Origin of the sequence: Burkholderia sp. AU33545 (assembly GCF_020419685.1) — a bacterium.
Taxonomy (GTDB): Bacteria; Pseudomonadota; Gammaproteobacteria; order Burkholderiales; family Burkholderiaceae; genus Burkholderia; species Burkholderia diffusa.
Map to the genome: position 1 here is coordinate 373,301 of NZ_JAIZRQ010000002.1, position 14,127 is coordinate 387,427.

The 14,127-nt window shown below is 67.9% G+C and carries 12 protein-coding genes and 1 pseudogene; 5 read left to right on the forward strand and 8 right to left on the reverse strand.

All coding sequences use genetic code 11. The features are described 5' to 3' along the window. Positions 1–213 precede the first annotated feature (213 nt). Positions 214–5,055, forward strand: coding sequence for an NAD-glutamate dehydrogenase (locus LGM71_RS07525; protein WP_226114510.1), 4,842 nt, complete (start codon positions 214–216; stop codon positions 5,053–5,055). A gap of 25 nt (positions 5,056–5,080) precedes the next feature. Here the strand turns inward: LGM71_RS07525 and LGM71_RS07530 are convergent, their stop codons facing one another. From LGM71_RS07530 to LGM71_RS07555, 6 genes are all read right to left on the reverse strand, one after another. Further along, on the reverse strand, positions 5,081–5,941 hold the full coding sequence (locus tag LGM71_RS07530; protein ID WP_226114511.1) for a class I SAM-dependent methyltransferase: 861 nt from the start codon (positions 5,939–5,941) through the stop codon (positions 5,081–5,083). A 10-nt stretch (positions 5,942–5,951) separates the two neighbouring features. Further along, positions 5,952–6,302 (reverse strand): VOC family protein, encoded by a 351-nt coding sequence (locus LGM71_RS07535; RefSeq protein WP_124904887.1) that lies wholly within the window; start codon positions 6,300–6,302, stop codon positions 5,952–5,954. 1 nt (position 6,303) lies between these two features. Then, complete coding sequence (locus LGM71_RS07540) at positions 6,304–6,480, reverse strand: ribbon-helix-helix domain-containing protein (protein ID WP_226114512.1); 177 nt, start codon at positions 6,478–6,480, stop codon at positions 6,304–6,306. 93 nt (positions 6,481–6,573) lie between these two features. After that, the gene (locus LGM71_RS07545; protein ID WP_226114513.1) at positions 6,574–7,407 is read right to left on the reverse strand and encodes an arylamine N-acetyltransferase family protein; all 834 of its coding nucleotides are present in this window, start codon (positions 7,405–7,407) and stop codon (positions 6,574–6,576) included. A 127-nt stretch (positions 7,408–7,534) separates the two neighbouring features. Beyond that, complete coding sequence (locus LGM71_RS07550) at positions 7,535–8,227, reverse strand: hypothetical protein (protein WP_059608452.1); 693 nt, start codon at positions 8,225–8,227, stop codon at positions 7,535–7,537. Positions 8,228–8,473: 246 nt separating this feature from the next. After that, positions 8,474–9,958: an amidase gene (locus LGM71_RS07555; RefSeq protein WP_226114514.1), complete on the reverse strand. Its 1,485-nt coding sequence runs from the start codon at positions 9,956–9,958 to the stop codon at positions 8,474–8,476. Between the two features lie 21 nt (positions 9,959–9,979). Between LGM71_RS07555 and LGM71_RS07560 the strand changes: the two genes are divergently transcribed. The 4 genes from LGM71_RS07560 (at position 9,980) to LGM71_RS07575 (ending at position 13,214) form a co-directional block, all read left to right on the forward strand. Beyond that, positions 9,980–10,132, forward strand: coding sequence for a hypothetical protein (locus tag LGM71_RS07560; RefSeq protein ID WP_226114515.1), 153 nt, complete (start codon positions 9,980–9,982; stop codon positions 10,130–10,132). 210 nt (positions 10,133–10,342) lie between these two features. Beyond that, positions 10,343–10,777, forward strand: a complete 435-nt coding sequence (locus LGM71_RS07565; protein ID WP_059608454.1) for a universal stress protein — start codon at positions 10,343–10,345, stop codon at positions 10,775–10,777. Positions 10,778–11,246: 469 nt separating this feature from the next. Continuing rightward, complete coding sequence (locus LGM71_RS07570) at positions 11,247–11,495, forward strand: hypothetical protein (RefSeq protein ID WP_059608455.1); 249 nt, start codon at positions 11,247–11,249, stop codon at positions 11,493–11,495. Between the two features lie 432 nt (positions 11,496–11,927). Then, positions 11,928–13,214: an NRAMP family divalent metal transporter gene (locus tag LGM71_RS07575; protein WP_226114516.1), complete on the forward strand. Its 1,287-nt coding sequence runs from the start codon at positions 11,928–11,930 to the stop codon at positions 13,212–13,214. A gap of 36 nt (positions 13,215–13,250) precedes the next feature. Here LGM71_RS07575 and LGM71_RS07580 read toward each other — a convergent pair whose 3' ends face one another. After that, positions 13,251–13,652: a PPC domain-containing DNA-binding protein gene (locus tag LGM71_RS07580; protein ID WP_226114517.1), complete on the reverse strand. Its 402-nt coding sequence runs from the start codon at positions 13,650–13,652 to the stop codon at positions 13,251–13,253. A gap of 179 nt (positions 13,653–13,831) precedes the next feature. Then, a pseudogene (locus LGM71_RS07585) lies at positions 13,832–14,014 on the reverse strand (DUF3079 domain-containing protein); the annotation flags it as partial. Positions 14,015–14,127: the final 113 nt, after the last annotated feature.

The window sequence follows — 14,127 nt, forward strand, 5'->3', positions numbered from 1 at the left end:
GATGCGGTGCGTCAGGGAGACCGCGTGATCGACGACAGGCGCCACCGCACCTGGCCCGACCGCCCATACGACGCCGGCGCCAGGCGTTGCATGCGGCCTCCCTTCCCTGCTCCGCGTTGTGCGTCCGCACATCGCTCCGTCACGCAACCGGCACATCAATCGGCGCATAATGCCGAACACACGCAGCAGCCAGTGGCCACCCGGGAGACCGCCATGGAAGCGAAGAACGAGGAAGTCGTCGCACACCTGCTCTCCGATGTCGTCGAATTCGCGCGCGGGCGGCTGCCCGAAGCCACGTTCCGGATCGTCGAACCGTTCCTGCGTCATTACTACGATTTCGTCGACGCCGATGATCTGCAGAATCGCGGCATCGCCGACCTCTACGGCGCCGCGATGGCGCACTGGCAGACCGCCCAGAAATTCGTGCCCGGCAGCGAGCGGCTGCGCGTCTACAACCCGATCCTCGAACAGCACGGCTGGCACTCGGACCATACGGTGATCGAGATCGTCAACGACGACATGCCGTTCCTGGTCGATTCGGTGACGATGGCCGTCAATCGCCTCGGGCTCGCGCTGCACTCCGCGCTGCACCCGGTGTTCCGCATCTGGCGCGCCGGCAACGGCGGGATCGAGCGTGTCGACGCCGGTGGCGCGACGCCCGGCGACGGCCATTCGCAACTCGCGTCGTTCATTCACTTCGAAGTCGACCGCTGCGGCGACGCCGCGCTGCTCGACACGCTGCGCGACGACATCGCGCGCGTGCTCGGCGATGTGCGCGCGTCGGTCGAGGACTGGCCGAAGATCGTCGACATCGCGCGCGCGACGATCAAGGACATGAAGGCCCGCGAATCCACCGCGGAAGACATCGAGGCGCGCGCGTTCCTCGAGTGGATGGCCGCCGATCACTTCACGTTCCTCGGCCAGCGCGACTACGCGCTCGTGTCCGACGGCACGGGCTTCGGCCTGCGCGGCGTGGAAGGCTCCGGCTTCGGCCTGCTGCGCGAATCGCTGCGCACGCCCGGCGCGCCCGACGTGACGCCGCTGCCGCCGGCCGCCGCCGAGATCGTCACCGGCCCCTGGCCCATCTTCCTGACCAAGGCGAACTCGCGCGCGACCGTGCACCGGCCCGGCTATCTCGACTACGTCGGCGTCAAACTGGTCGGCGCCGACGGCAAGGTGAGCGGCGAACGCCGCTTCATCGGGTTGTACACGTCGACGTCGTATTTCGGTTCGTACACCGAAATCCCGATCGTGCGCCGCAAATGCGCGAACATCGTGAAGCGTGCGGGCTTCCTGCCGAAGGGACATCTCGGCAAGTCGCTGGTGACGGTGCTCGAAACCTATCCGCGCGACGAACTGTTCCAGGCCGACGAGGATCAGCTCTACGACATCGCGCTCGGCATCCTGCGCCTGCAGGAACACCAGCGCACGCGCCTGTTCGTGCGGCGCGACCGCTTCGACCGCTTCGTGTCGTGCCTCGCGTTCGTGCCGCGCGACAAGTACAACACCGACCTGCGCCGCCGCATCGCGAAGCTGCTCGTCGACGCGTACAACGGCGTGACCGTCGAGTTCACGCCGCTGCTGTCGGAATCGGCGATCGCGCGAATTCATTTCGTCGTCCATGCGGAACCGGGCACGATGCCCGACGTCGACACGCGCGAGCTCGAAACGCGGCTCGTGCAGGTCACGCGCCGCTGGCAGGACGATCTCGCGGACGCGCTGCTCGACGCCTTCGGAGAAGAACAAGGCAACCGCCTGCTGCAGCGCTATGCGGACTCGTTCCCGGCCGGCTATCGCGACGACTACCCGGCGCGCACGGCCGTGCGCGACATCGAGTTGATCGAGCGCGTGAAGGAGTCGGGCCAGCTCGCGATGAACCTGTACCGCCCGATCGAGGCCGAGGCGCGCGCATTCCGCTTCAAGGTGTACCGCGCGGGCGACCCGATCGCGCTGTCGCGCAGCCTGCCGATGCTCGAGCATCTCGGCGTGCGCGTCGACGAGGAGCGGCCGTACCGGATCCAGACGCAGGATGCCGCGCCCGCGTGGGTGCATGACTTCGGCCTCGAACTCGCGGACGATACCGAATTCGACATCGAGCGCGTGAAGGGCCTGTTCGAGGACGCGTTCGACCGGATCTGGACCGGCCGGATCGAGAACGACGACTTCAACCGTCTCGTGTTGCGCGCGCACCTGAGCGCACGCGAGGTCACGATCCTGCGCGCGTATGCGAAATACCTGCGGCAGGTCGGCTCGACGTTCAGCGATGCCTATATCGAGCGCGCGCTGACCGGCAACCCGGCGATCGCGCGGCAACTGGTCGAGCTGTTCCTGCTGCGCTTCGACCCGGCCACCGGCGGCACGCGCGACGTGCAGGTCGAACACCTGCTGAAGGCGATCGAGACGGCGCTCGACCAGGTGCCGAACCTCGACGAGGACCGGATCCTGCGCCAGTTCCTCGGCGTGATCAACGCGACCGTGCGCACCAACTATTTCCTGCACGACGCGAACGGCGAATCGAAGCCGTACCTGTCGTTCAAGTTCAATCCGGCGAAAGTGCCCGGCCTGCCCGAGCCGAAGCCGATGTTCGAGATCTGGGTGTACTCGCCGCGCGTCGAGGGCGTGCACCTGCGCGGCGGGCGCGTCGCGCGCGGCGGGCTGCGCTGGTCCGACCGTCGCGAGGACTTCCGCACCGAGGTGCTCGGGCTGATGAAGGCGCAGATGGTGAAGAACGTCGTGATCGTGCCGGTCGGCTCGAAAGGCGGCTTCGTCGTGAAGAACCCGCCGCCGCCGAGCGATCGCGAAGCGTGGATGCGCGAGGGCGTCGCGTGCTACCAGACCTTCCTGCGCGGCCTGCTCGACCTGACCGACAATCTCGCCGGCAACGCAATCGTGCCGCCGCCCGACGTGGTGCGGCACGACCCCGACGATCCGTATCTCGTCGTCGCGGCCGACAAGGGCACGGCCACGTTCTCCGACTACGCGAACGCGATCTCTCACGAATACGGATTCTGGCTCGACGATGCATTCGCGTCCGGCGGCTCCGTCGGCTACGACCACAAGAAGATGGCGATCACCGCGCGCGGCGCATGGGAATCGGTCAAGCGGCACTTCCGCGAGATGGGCATCGACACGCAGACGACCGACTTCACCGTGGTCGGCGTCGGCGACATGTCGGGCGACGTGTTCGGCAACGGGATGCTGCTGTCGCCGCATATCCGGCTCGTCGCGGCGTTCGATCACCGGCACGTGTTCCTCGACCCGAACCCCGATCCGGCGACGAGCTTCGCGGAGCGCCAGCGGATGTTCGCGCTCGAACGCTCGAGCTGGGCCGACTACGACACATCCGTCATCTCGGCGGGCGGCGGCGTCTACCCACGCACCGCGAAGACGATCCCGCTGTCGCCGGCCGTGCAGGCCGCGCTCGGCATCGACGCGCACGCGCTGCCGCCGACCGAGCTGATCCGCGCCATCCTGCAGGCGCCTGTCGATCTGCTTTACAACGGCGGCATCGGCACCTACGTGAAGGCCGCGCGCGAAACCCACCAGCAGGTCGGCGATCGCGCGAACGACGCGGTGCGGGTAAACGGCGCGGACCTGCGCTGCAAGGTCGTCGGCGAAGGCGGCAACCTCGGCTGCACGCAGTTCGGCCGCATCGAGTTCGCGCAGCGCGGCGGCCGCATCAACACCGACGCGATCGACAACTCGGCCGGCGTCGATTGTTCGGATCACGAAGTCAACATCAAGATCCTGCTCGGGCTCGTCGTCTCCGACGGCGAGATGACCGAGAAGCAGCGCAACGCCCTGCTCGCGGAAATGACCGACGAAGTCGGGCTGCTCGTGCTGCGCGACAACTACTACCAGACGCAGGCGCTGTCGATCGCGGGCCGCTACAGCGTCGATCTGCTCGACGCCGAGGCGCGCCTGATGCGCTGGCTCGAACGCGCGGGCCGCCTGAACCGCGTGATCGAGTTCCTGCCGACCGACGACGAGATCGCCGAACGGCAGGCCGCGAAACAGGGGCTCACGTCGCCGGAGCGCGCGGTGCTCCTCGCCTACAGCAAGATGTGGCTGTACGACGCGCTGCTCGAATCCGACGTGCCCGAGGATCCGCTCGTCGCCGCGATGCTCGTCGACTATTTCCCGAAGCCGCTGCAACAGCGCTTCAGCGAACCGATGCATCGCCACCCGCTGCGCCGCGAGATCCTCGCGACGCACTTGACCAACGCGCTCGTCAACCGGGTCGGCTGCGCGTTCGTGCACCGGCTGATGGAGGAAACCGATGCGAAGCCTGGCGACATCGTGCGCGCCTGCATCATGGCGCGCGACGTGTTCGATCTCGATGCGGTATGGCGCGACATCGACGCACTCGACAACCGCGTCGCCGACGACGTGCAGGCGCGCATGTTCGTCGACGTCGCGCGGCTGCTGGAACGCGCGGCGTTGTGGTTCCTGCGGCAGCTTCAGTCGGGCGCGGTGGCCAACGGCGGCGTCGCCGGACTGATCGCGCGCTGCCGCGACGCGGTGCAGCGCATTGCGCCGCAATTGCCGTCGCTGCTGCCGGCCGACGATCTGGAAGCGCTGTCCGAGCGGCAGCGCGTGCTGGTCGATGCCGGCGTCGACAGCGCGCTCGCGGTGCGCGTCGCGAGCGGCGACATCTCCGCCGCGCTGCTCGACATCGCCGAAGTGGCCGCGACCTGCGATCGCAGCCTCGAACTGGTCGCGGGCGTCTACTTCTCGCTCGGCACGCTGCTGAACTACGGGTGGATCGGCGAACGCGCGGCCACGCTGCCGACCCCGACGCACTGGGACATGCTGGCGCGTGCGGCTGCGCTCGCGGAAGTCGCGCGGCTCAAGCGCACGCTCGCCACCAGCGCGCTCGCGGAATCGGCCGACTCGACGGCGCCCGAGACGATCGTCCATGCGTGGCGCGAACGCCGCGACGCCGCGCTGCAGCGCTACGAGCACCTGCTCGCCGACCTGCGCGCATCGGGCGGCGCGAGCCTCGCGGTGCTGCTCGTGGTCGTGCGCGAGATGGCCGTGCTCGAACGCGCGTGACGGGTGAGCCCGGGTCGCGCCGGGATCACACCGTCGCGACGAGCAGCTCTTCCGCGTTGTCCGGCGGACGCAGACCGTCGCTGCGGTCGGCGAAGTAGCGACGTGCAAGCTCCGCGGCCGACACGTGCTCGGCCCGTGCGAAGCCGGCCTCCGTCGCGAGCGCGCGGATCTCCTCCGGCATGAAGAAGCTGATGAACGGCGTGCCGCTCGCGCGCGCGCCTTTCGCGGCCATTTCGAGCCCCGGACGCACATCCGGATCTGCAAGCTCGAGCGGCAGCAGGAACGTCATCGCGAACGTCGAACCGGGCGCGAGCGACGCGACTTCGCGCAGCGCCGCCGCGTTCGCGTCGCGCGTCAGGTACATGCTGACGCCGGTGGACACGACGACCGCCGGCTTGCCCGGATCGAAGCCAGCGCGCACGAGCGCGTCGCGCCACGACTGCTTCGCTTCGAAATCGAACGGCACGAGCCGCAGCCAGTCCGGCACGCCGAAGCCAAGCTCGGTCAGCCGGCGGCGCTTCCACGCCTGCGGCGCGGGCGGATCGACCTCGAAGACGGTCAGGCGCGACGCCATCTCCGGCCGGCGCTGCACGAAGCTGTCGAGGCCCGCGCCGAGGATCACGTACTGGCTCACGCCCCGCGCGGCCTGCTCGACGACGAGATCCTCGATGAAGCGCGCCCGCGCGACGATCGATGCGCGAAACGGCTGCGTGAATCGCGGATCCATGTCGCCGCGCTGATGCCAGCCGGGCGCCGGCGCGAGCAGGCGCAGGCCGACTTCGTCGGCGAGCACGTGCGGCGGCGCATCGAGTTCGACGTGCAGCGCGCGCCACAGCGCGACGCGTTCGGCGGTGCTGTCGGGGGCGTCCCGATGGAGGTCGGTCATCGCCGCGGCCTCACGCGCCCGGCGTGCCCGGCGCCTGCAGGCGCCAGACACGGCCGTCGGGATCGCGCACGGTCATGTCGCGCGTACCCCAGTGCGTATCCTCGAACGGAGTGACCACGTCGACGATCGGCTGCGGCCGGACCGCCTGCTCGTCGGGCACCTTCAGCACGACCTGCATGGCAGGCGTCTCGCCGGCCGGCACTTCGGCGATGAACAGAAACGGCCCGTCGCCGTTTCTCAGCTGGCCCGAGTTGTGATCGGTTTCGAATTCCAGCGTGAAGCCCAGCGCCTGGAAGAACTTTGCGGACTTGCCCCAGTTGTGCGTCGTCAGGTACACGGCTTCGATTCGCTCGGATGACATGTCATTCCTCCGTGGTGGATGGCCCGGCCCCCGGCTGCGGAGCGGCCAGATACGCGCGCAATGCGTCGGCCACCAGCGCGGACAGCGACTGCTCCGTTTCGATGGCGCGATGCTTGACCTGCCGGATCAGGCTCAGCGGCAGGTACACGTTGAATTGCTTCACTTCGTCGTCGGTCATGTTGGCTAGTATGCTAGCAATCTAGCAAATGTCAATCGGGAGACCGGAACCGGCGGCGCGGCGGACGTCGACGCCCCGCCGCTCGCCACACCCTTACATCGGGTTCACCCGCGCTGCCATCCGGGTGAACAGCGCGTCGAGATCGAAGCCGCTCGTATCGATGCCGATCGTGTCGCGCAGGCACGCGCCCCACGCGGCCGCGTCGTCGAAGGTGACGGTGCGCCCCGCGCCCGCCGCGTCGCGCAACGTCAGCACGGTGTTGAACAGCGCCGCGCGGCCGTCCGGCAGCACGCGGCACGCAATCAGGTCGTTCACGAAGATCGATTCGGGATAGGTCGACGTGAACCAGTTCGCGGCGTCGTAATCGATCCACTCGGCCGGTTTCAGCGAGAAGCGGTAAGTCGTCTGCCAGCCGTCGGGGATCTCGAACTGCATGTCGAACTCGCCGTCGACCGGCGCGCCGACGATGCGAAACGCGCCGTGCGGCGTCAGCTGCCGCTCGCCCGGCACGAAGCGCAGCGGCGCGGTCAGCGTCGCGCTGCCGAAGCCGATGTCCGCGAGCCACGTCGCGCCATCGAGATCGATGCGCAGCAGCATGTGCGTCTGCGCGGTGACGACCTCGGGCGGCCGCATCCAGCGCACGCGCGCGATCAGCGGCGTCACGCGAAAACCGATCGTCGTAAGCGCGGTGTGGAAGAGCTTGTTGAGTTCGAAGCAGTAGCCGCCGCGGCGGCGCCCGATCACCTTGTCGACGATCGCGGGCAGGTCGAGCGCGACACGCGCGCCGGTCAGCGGATTGAGGTTTTCGAACGGGATCGCCTGCGGGTGCAGCAGATGCAGCCGGCGCAGCACGTCGAGCGTCGGCTCGGCCGGGCCGTCGTAGCCGATGCGGGCGAAGTAGCGCGGGAGGTCGAACGAGTCAGTCATGAACCGGCACCGGGAACGGGGAACACAGAACGATAGCATCGTGCGATATCCCCATGTTGCGCGGGGCCATCCCGGATCGCCGCGCGCCGCCGGCACCGCGGCGCGTGGGGTGCGGGGTGCGGCTGCGTTACGGCAGCAGCTTCAGCGCGGACGACGCGACCGCCGGCACCGAAATGCCCTGGCTCGTCGCGAATTGCACGGCCTGGCTGAGCGTCGACGCGAGCGACTGCAACTGGCCCGGCGCGCTTTGCGCGATATACGACGCGGCCTGCATGTTCTGCGGATTCAGGCCCGACTGCAGCAGCGAAGCGGCGCTGGTCGAACCGAGATTGCCAAGCCCCGACTGCAGCTGCGAATACTGCGTGAGGCCCTGGCCGAGCGATGCGAGGCCGTTGCTGAACGCCTGCTTGTCGATCGGGCCGTGGGTCGGGCCGCCGCTCGCGAACGCCTGGCCAAGCGCCTGCGACACCGACTGCTGCGCGCCGCCCATCTGCGACAGCACGGCCGGCGTCAACGCGTTGCCGCCACCGAGCAGGCTGGCGGCCTGCTGCGCCTGCCCGGCCGCGCCGGTGAGCCCCATCGCCGACGCGAGCGACGACTGCCCGGCCAGCACCTGCTGGTTCGCGCCGACGTACGCCTGCATCAGCTGCGCGACGCCGCCCTGCGCGGGTGCGGCCTGTTGCTGCCCGCCGCCGAGCAGCGCCGAGCCGATCGACTGCAGGTCGAGCTGCGCATGCGCGGCGCCGTTGGCGCCCAGCAGGATGCCGAATGCGATGCCCGCCGATGCCAGGTGCTTGCCCGTCGCGCGAATATGCTTCATCTGTTTGCCTCGTACCCGAATGATTGAGGCCAATATTGTCGAAGCGCGTCGCGCGCCGCCGCAACGACTGAAACACATCGAAACGAAATCGCGCGCCGCAGCGGCTTGCAATTGCGCGGCCGTCCCGACTCGCCGCGCGCATTCGTCCGCGATTGCCGCGCGATGTCGGACACGCGTCCGGATTCGTTCCTTTTCCGCATCAATAGCGCTTGTTCCGGACATCCGCGATCGACACCGCGGCACGCATCACGCAGCCATCCACGCGGGCAGACGCCGGCCGACCCAGTCGGCCGCCTGCTCGTAGCCACGCGCGAGCTGCAGCACCGCGAGGTCCGCGCGCGGCCGGCCGATCAGCTGCATCCCCATCGGCAGCCCCGCGTCGTTGAAGCCGACCGGCACGCTGATCACCGGGCAGCCGGCCAGCGTCCACGGCACGACCGTTTCCATCCAGCGGTGGTAGGTGTCCATCGCGCGGCCCGCGATTTCCTTCGGCCAACGCTGCTCGACGTCGAACGGAAACACCTGCGCGGTCGGTGCCGCGATGAAGTCGTAGCGATCGAAGAAGCTCAGCACCGCCTGGTGCCACGCGGTGCGCTCGACGCTCGCGTCGAACACCTCGACACCCTGCATCGCGAGCAGCCCTTCGACCTCGTAGATCGCCTCGGGCTTCAGCAGCGCGCGCCGTGCCGGATCGCGATAGTGCGCGAGCAGCCCGCCACCGGACAACAGATGTCGATGCGCGAGCCACAGGCGCCAGATGCGCTCGGGGGCGAACGCCGGCAGCGCCGCATCGACGTCGCAGCCGATCTCGCGCAGCGTCGCGAGGCCCGTTTCGCACTGCGCGAGCACGCCCGGCTCCGTCGCGAGATAACCGTTCCAGTCGCCGACCCACGCGATGCGCTCGCCGCGCAGGTCCTTGTCGAGCGGCTTCGCGAACTCGGCCGGATCCTCCGCAAGCGACAGCGGATCGTTCGGGTCGTAGCCGGCCTGGATCGCGAGCAGTTGCGCGACGTCGCCGACCGTGCGGCCCATCGGCCCTTCGATGCCGAGCTGCTGCATGAACACGTCGACGCCCGGCCAGCGCGGCACGCGGCCCTGCGACGGACGGAACCCGTAGATGTTGCAGAACGCGGCCGGATTGCGCAGCGAGCCGCCGAAGTCACTGCCATCCGCGACCGGCAGCATGCGCGCGGCGAGCGCCGCCGCCGTGCCGCCGCTGCTGCCGCCGGCACTCTTCGTCAGGTCGTACGGATTGCGTGTCGCGCCGTGGATTTCGTTGAACGTATGCGAGCCGAGGCCGAACTCCGGCGTGTTGGTCTTGCCGATGAAGATCGCGCCCGCCGCACGCATTCGACCGACGCCGACCGAATCGCCCTGCGGCACGTTTTCGCGGAAAATCGGCGAGCCGTAGGTCGTCCGCAGCCCTTTGGTCATCGCGAGATCCTTCGGCGCCTGCGGCATCCCGTGCAGCCAGCCGTGATACTCGCCGCGGGCCAGCGCGGCGTCCTTTTCCGCGGCTTCGGCGAGCAGCACGGCGCGATCGCGCAGCGAGATCAGCGCGTTCACCGCGCCGTTCACGCGCTCGATGTGATCGAGATAGGCACGCATCGTCTCGACGCACGACACCGCCTTGCCGCGGATCGCCGACGCGAGCTCGCCGGCCGACAGGCGCACGATCGGGTCGACGGTGATGGAAGCGGGAGCGAGAAGCTGCGGGGCGCCGTGCGGCATGCGAGGTCTCCTGGAATCGGAATGGAATGGCTGGCCGCGCGGTGGCGGCAGTCCGTCCCGAACGGCCGGGAAGGCGCCGGAAAGGCGCTGGAAAGCGGCCGCGCCGCGGTCGATGCTCTACTCTACGCGACGCCGGATGGCCAACCTCCGATATTTTCCGCCGCGATTCATTGAGGATTCGACTAAATCGGCCCGTGTCGGGCTGCCACTCGTTCGACTGGTGTAAACGTTTATGCGCATAAACTAAAATTTCTTATATTTCTAATAGGCGCAACACGAAGCGGCGGACGTTAACGACATTTTTACGCGGCCGCCCAATCTCTTTAGGTCGCGCGATCCGGCGGCGCACTACGCTGGGAACATCTCGACTACGGGGCATTTTCCATGCTCAAACTGCTGGTTCCGGTCGGACATTCGCCTCGCTCGCTGCAGGCGGTTCGCCACGCGACCTTCCTGTATCGCGAACGCTGCGCATCCGAGATCGTGCTGATCAACGTGCAGGCGCCGCTCGAGGCGACGCGGCTCGAGGCGTTTCACCCGCTGTCGAGGCTTCAGTCGATCGAAGACAAGTTCGCGTGCGACGACCTGGCGATGGCGGAGCGGGTGTTGCGGGAAGCCGGTGTCCGGTACAGCATCGTGAAGAAGGTCGGGCCGGTGGCCGACACGATCGCGGCCGTCGCGGCCGAGACCGGCTGCGACGAAATCGTCGTCGTCGCGCCACGGCAGGATCCGTTTCACGCGATGCTGTCGATGTTCCGTCGCAGCGTGATGGATCGGCTCGTGCGGATCTCGAATGTGCCGGTGACGGCAGTGCGATGAACGGTGCGGCGCTTACTTGATGACCTTGCGCCAGAACACCAGATAGGTCGCGGCGGAAGACGCAATCAGCAGAATGGCCCACATCGGCGCGAGACTGATCAGCACGGAAGAGACGTTAAGCATTTGGATTCCTCACTATTTCGATAGCGATGTTCGGCACGTGCCCGTTGCGTTCGGATCCGCTGCGCCCATCGCTTGCGCGCATCGCGTTCCGTTGAAACATGCATTCATGCTATCGCTTTGAGTGCCGGCGCGACCGTCTCGCCCTGCCCGTACCCTGACATTCGTCAAACTCGCGTCAATCGCGCGCCGGTGCGGCCGGCCACTGCCCCTTCCGCGTTCGCGCGGCACAAGAACGGGACGCAATTACAACAGGCATGTCGCCGTTTCAGCAGACGTTTACCGGGGGAAGCCCCAAGTGCTTCACGAAACGTGTCCGCGTTACGCTTCGGCAACGAGGAGACGAATCATGAGACGAGTGGTACACATCGCGTTTTTCGCGCTGCTGGCCTACCTGATCGGCGATCGAGCGCTGCTGCACGCGCAAGGCCGCGACGCCAGCCCGATGGCGTGTTCGCAGGGTGCCGAGCAGGTGAAATACGATGCGCTCAGCCGAGGCTTCGGCAACGCGGCCGCCAGCAGCCAGAGCGAGGCGTTCATGTCCGGCTGCCTGGTGACCGGGCGCAGCAATCGGGATGTTGCAATGACTGACCGTTGACGCCGAACGGGCGCCGCCGGACCGGTTGCGCTCATGGCGCGCCCCTGACCCGGAGACGGTCACACCCGGGGCTTTCCGTCTTTTGCATTCCGCACCGCCGGCACTGACGTGCCGCCGACAGCCGACGACACGCCGCCAATCCGGCGCGCGATGCAACCGTCGAGCGGCCGACGCGGCACGTCTGGCACGCCCCGTCGCCCGCGCCGACGCGTATCGCCGCTGCTGCGCCCTTCGCGCCGCGGTCCGGCCGCCCTCGTTCGCGAGCGCCCGGTCCGTTTTCTCCCGCAGCCCCGCTTCCCGCGCCTCGGCCAAGCCGGTTTTCTGCTGCGCCGCGCTCGGCGTTCGACACGCATCAGCCGACCGGCGCCGCCCGTCCCATGGCCCGGGCACGCCGATTGCGACTCGGTTGCCCCCTTCCCACGGGCCGCCGACATGAACGACAACGAGTCCCTCGATACCGCGCAGCCTCGTCCGCGCGCGGTAACGTGGCTCCGGCGCCTCGGGCCGGGCCTCGTCACCGGTGCCGCCGACGACGATCCGTCAGGCATCGGAACCTATTCGCAGGCGGGTGCGCAGTTCGGATTCGAACTGCTCTGGTCGCTGCTGCTGACCTATCCGCTGATGACGGCGATCCAGCTGGTCAGCGCGCGCATCGGCCGCGTGACGGGCAAGGGCCTCGCGTCGAACATGCGCGCGCACTACCCGTCATGGCTGCTCTACAGCGCAGTGGCATTGCTGTTGATCGCGAACGTGATCAACATCGCGGCCGACCTGTCGGCGATGGGCGCGGCGGTCAATCTTCTGCTGCACGGCCCTCAGGAAGTCTATGTCGTCTGTCTGGGCGGCGTGTCGGCCGTGCTGCAGATTTTCGTGCCGTACGACCGCTATGCGCGCCTGCTCAAATGGATCGCGCTGGTCCTGCTCGCGTATGTCGCGGTGGCGCTCATCGTGCCCGTCCATTGGGGCGAGGTCGGCCGCGCGATCGTGTGGCCGCATATCCAGCTGACCGCCGCCTACCTGACCACGGTCATCGCCGTGCTCGGCACCACGATCAGCCCTTATCTGTTTTTCTGGCAGGCGTCGCAGGAGGTCGAGGAACTGCATGCGGAGCCGAACCAGCACGCGTTGCGGCACGCACCGCATCAGGCACCCGCGCAGCTGCGACGAATCAACTTCGATACCTGGGTCGGCATGGGCGTATCGAACGTCATTGCGTTCTTCATCACGCTGACCGCAGCGGCCACGCTCAACATGCACCACATCGAAGTGAAGACGTCCGCCGATGCCGCGCGCGCGCTCGAGCCCATTGCCGGGCACTTCGCGTACATGCTGTTTGCGCTCGGGATCGTCGGCACCGGCCTGCTGGCGTTGCCGGTGCTCGCCGGATCGGCCGCGTATGCGGCCTCGGGCAGCTTTCGCTGGCGCAACAGCCTCGCGCTTCGGCTCGGCGTCGCGCCCGAATTCTATGCGGTGATCGCCTTGGCGATCGTGGGCGGCGTCGCGATCACGTTCATGCATTTCGACCCGATCCGCGCGCTCTACTGGAGTGCGGTCATCAACGGCGTGACCGCGGTTCCGATCATGATCGTGATGATGCTGATGGCCGGCAGCCGACGCATCATGGGCAAGTTCGCCGTGACGGGCGCGCTGGCGTGGGGCGGCTGGGCCGCGACGGTCGCGATGGCGATCGCGGCGATGGGGGTGTTCGTGCCGGGGTAAGCCGCATCGGTCACCTACGCCAGACCGTGCGCACGATCAGCCTGACTCCGGACGAATCACCAGCTCGTTGAACCCGGTCCCTGCATCGGGTTCACGGGAGAAACGATATGCGGGCAACAGCACGAGCAGGATCTCGGCGGTCGTCCGCACCACGCAACCGCTCGCGACGTGTCCGCCCGACACACGGCCGTTCGCATCGGACACCGACATATGAAGGTGCGCGCCGTCCGGCGAGACGGAACCGGCCAGCGTCAGGATCTCGAGGTCGCCGCGCAGTTCGGTCGGCGCGTCGACACCGGCAAAGCGCAACTGCGCGACGGTCAGGCTGCCGATCCCCTGGATCACGAATGCCGCGTGTGCGTCGAGCCGGCACAATGCCTGCTCGACCGATACGCGCAGATCGTCGCCGGGGGAAAGACGCAAAGGATGGGCTTGCATGGTCGATAACCTGCTGGTGGGCCGGGGTGTCGACAAAGCGTACGTTCGACCGGGCCATCCGGCAAGCCGCCTGCCGGATCGCGCACCGCGCCTGCGTCACGGCAACGCGCGGCACGCGCATCGCCGGCCGCGGTCGCGCATTCGTTGTCGTTGCGATTCCCGTTGTCGTTCTCGTTGCCGGCGTCCGCGTCTTCGATGCCCCAGTCGCCGTATCGATACCAGTCGTCGCCGAGCAGTTCGCTCGGGTGCTGCGTGCGGCTGGAGCCGTTGCCGCACCGCATCGCATGCGTCGGGCAGTAGTTGTCGCATCCCCAGCAGATCCGCTCCGGATGCCCAGGATGCAGCGGAAATGTCTTGGCCATCGTTCGTCATCCTCCCGGTATCGTTGCGTTCGCTACCGTTCGACTCTAAGTCCACCGCGAAACGATGCCGATGCGACATTCGTTCGCACCGGACGCACCGCACTACCCGCGCC

Excerpts from the sequence above, each read along its gene's own strand:
- LGM71_RS07525 (WP_226114510.1), top strand. The coding sequence starts at position 214 with ATGGAAGCGAAGAACGAGGAAGTCGTCGCACACCTGCTCTCCGATGTC.
- LGM71_RS07530 (WP_226114511.1), bottom strand. The coding sequence starts at position 5,941 with ATGACCGACCTCCATCGGGACGCCCCCGACAGCACCGCCGAACGCGTC.
- LGM71_RS07535 (WP_124904887.1), bottom strand. The coding sequence starts at position 6,302 with ATGTCATCCGAGCGAATCGAAGCCGTGTACCTGACGACGCACAACTGG.
- LGM71_RS07540 (WP_226114512.1), bottom strand. The coding sequence starts at position 6,480 with ATGACCGACGACGAAGTGAAGCAATTCAACGTGTACCTGCCGCTGAGC.
- LGM71_RS07545 (WP_226114513.1), bottom strand. The coding sequence starts at position 7,407 with ATGACTGACTCGTTCGACCTCCCGCGCTACTTCGCCCGCATCGGCTAC.
- LGM71_RS07550 (WP_059608452.1), bottom strand. The coding sequence starts at position 8,227 with ATGAAGCATATTCGCGCGACGGGCAAGCACCTGGCATCGGCGGGCATC.
- LGM71_RS07555 (WP_226114514.1), bottom strand. The coding sequence starts at position 9,958 with ATGCCGCACGGCGCCCCGCAGCTTCTCGCTCCCGCTTCCATCACCGTC.
- LGM71_RS07560 (WP_226114515.1), top strand. The coding sequence starts at position 9,980 with ATGGAATGGCTGGCCGCGCGGTGGCGGCAGTCCGTCCCGAACGGCCGG.
- LGM71_RS07565 (WP_059608454.1), top strand. The coding sequence starts at position 10,343 with ATGCTCAAACTGCTGGTTCCGGTCGGACATTCGCCTCGCTCGCTGCAG.
- LGM71_RS07570 (WP_059608455.1), top strand. The coding sequence starts at position 11,247 with ATGAGACGAGTGGTACACATCGCGTTTTTCGCGCTGCTGGCCTACCTG.
- LGM71_RS07575 (WP_226114516.1), top strand. The coding sequence starts at position 11,928 with ATGAACGACAACGAGTCCCTCGATACCGCGCAGCCTCGTCCGCGCGCG.
- LGM71_RS07580 (WP_226114517.1), bottom strand. The coding sequence starts at position 13,652 with ATGCAAGCCCATCCTTTGCGTCTTTCCCCCGGCGACGATCTGCGCGTA.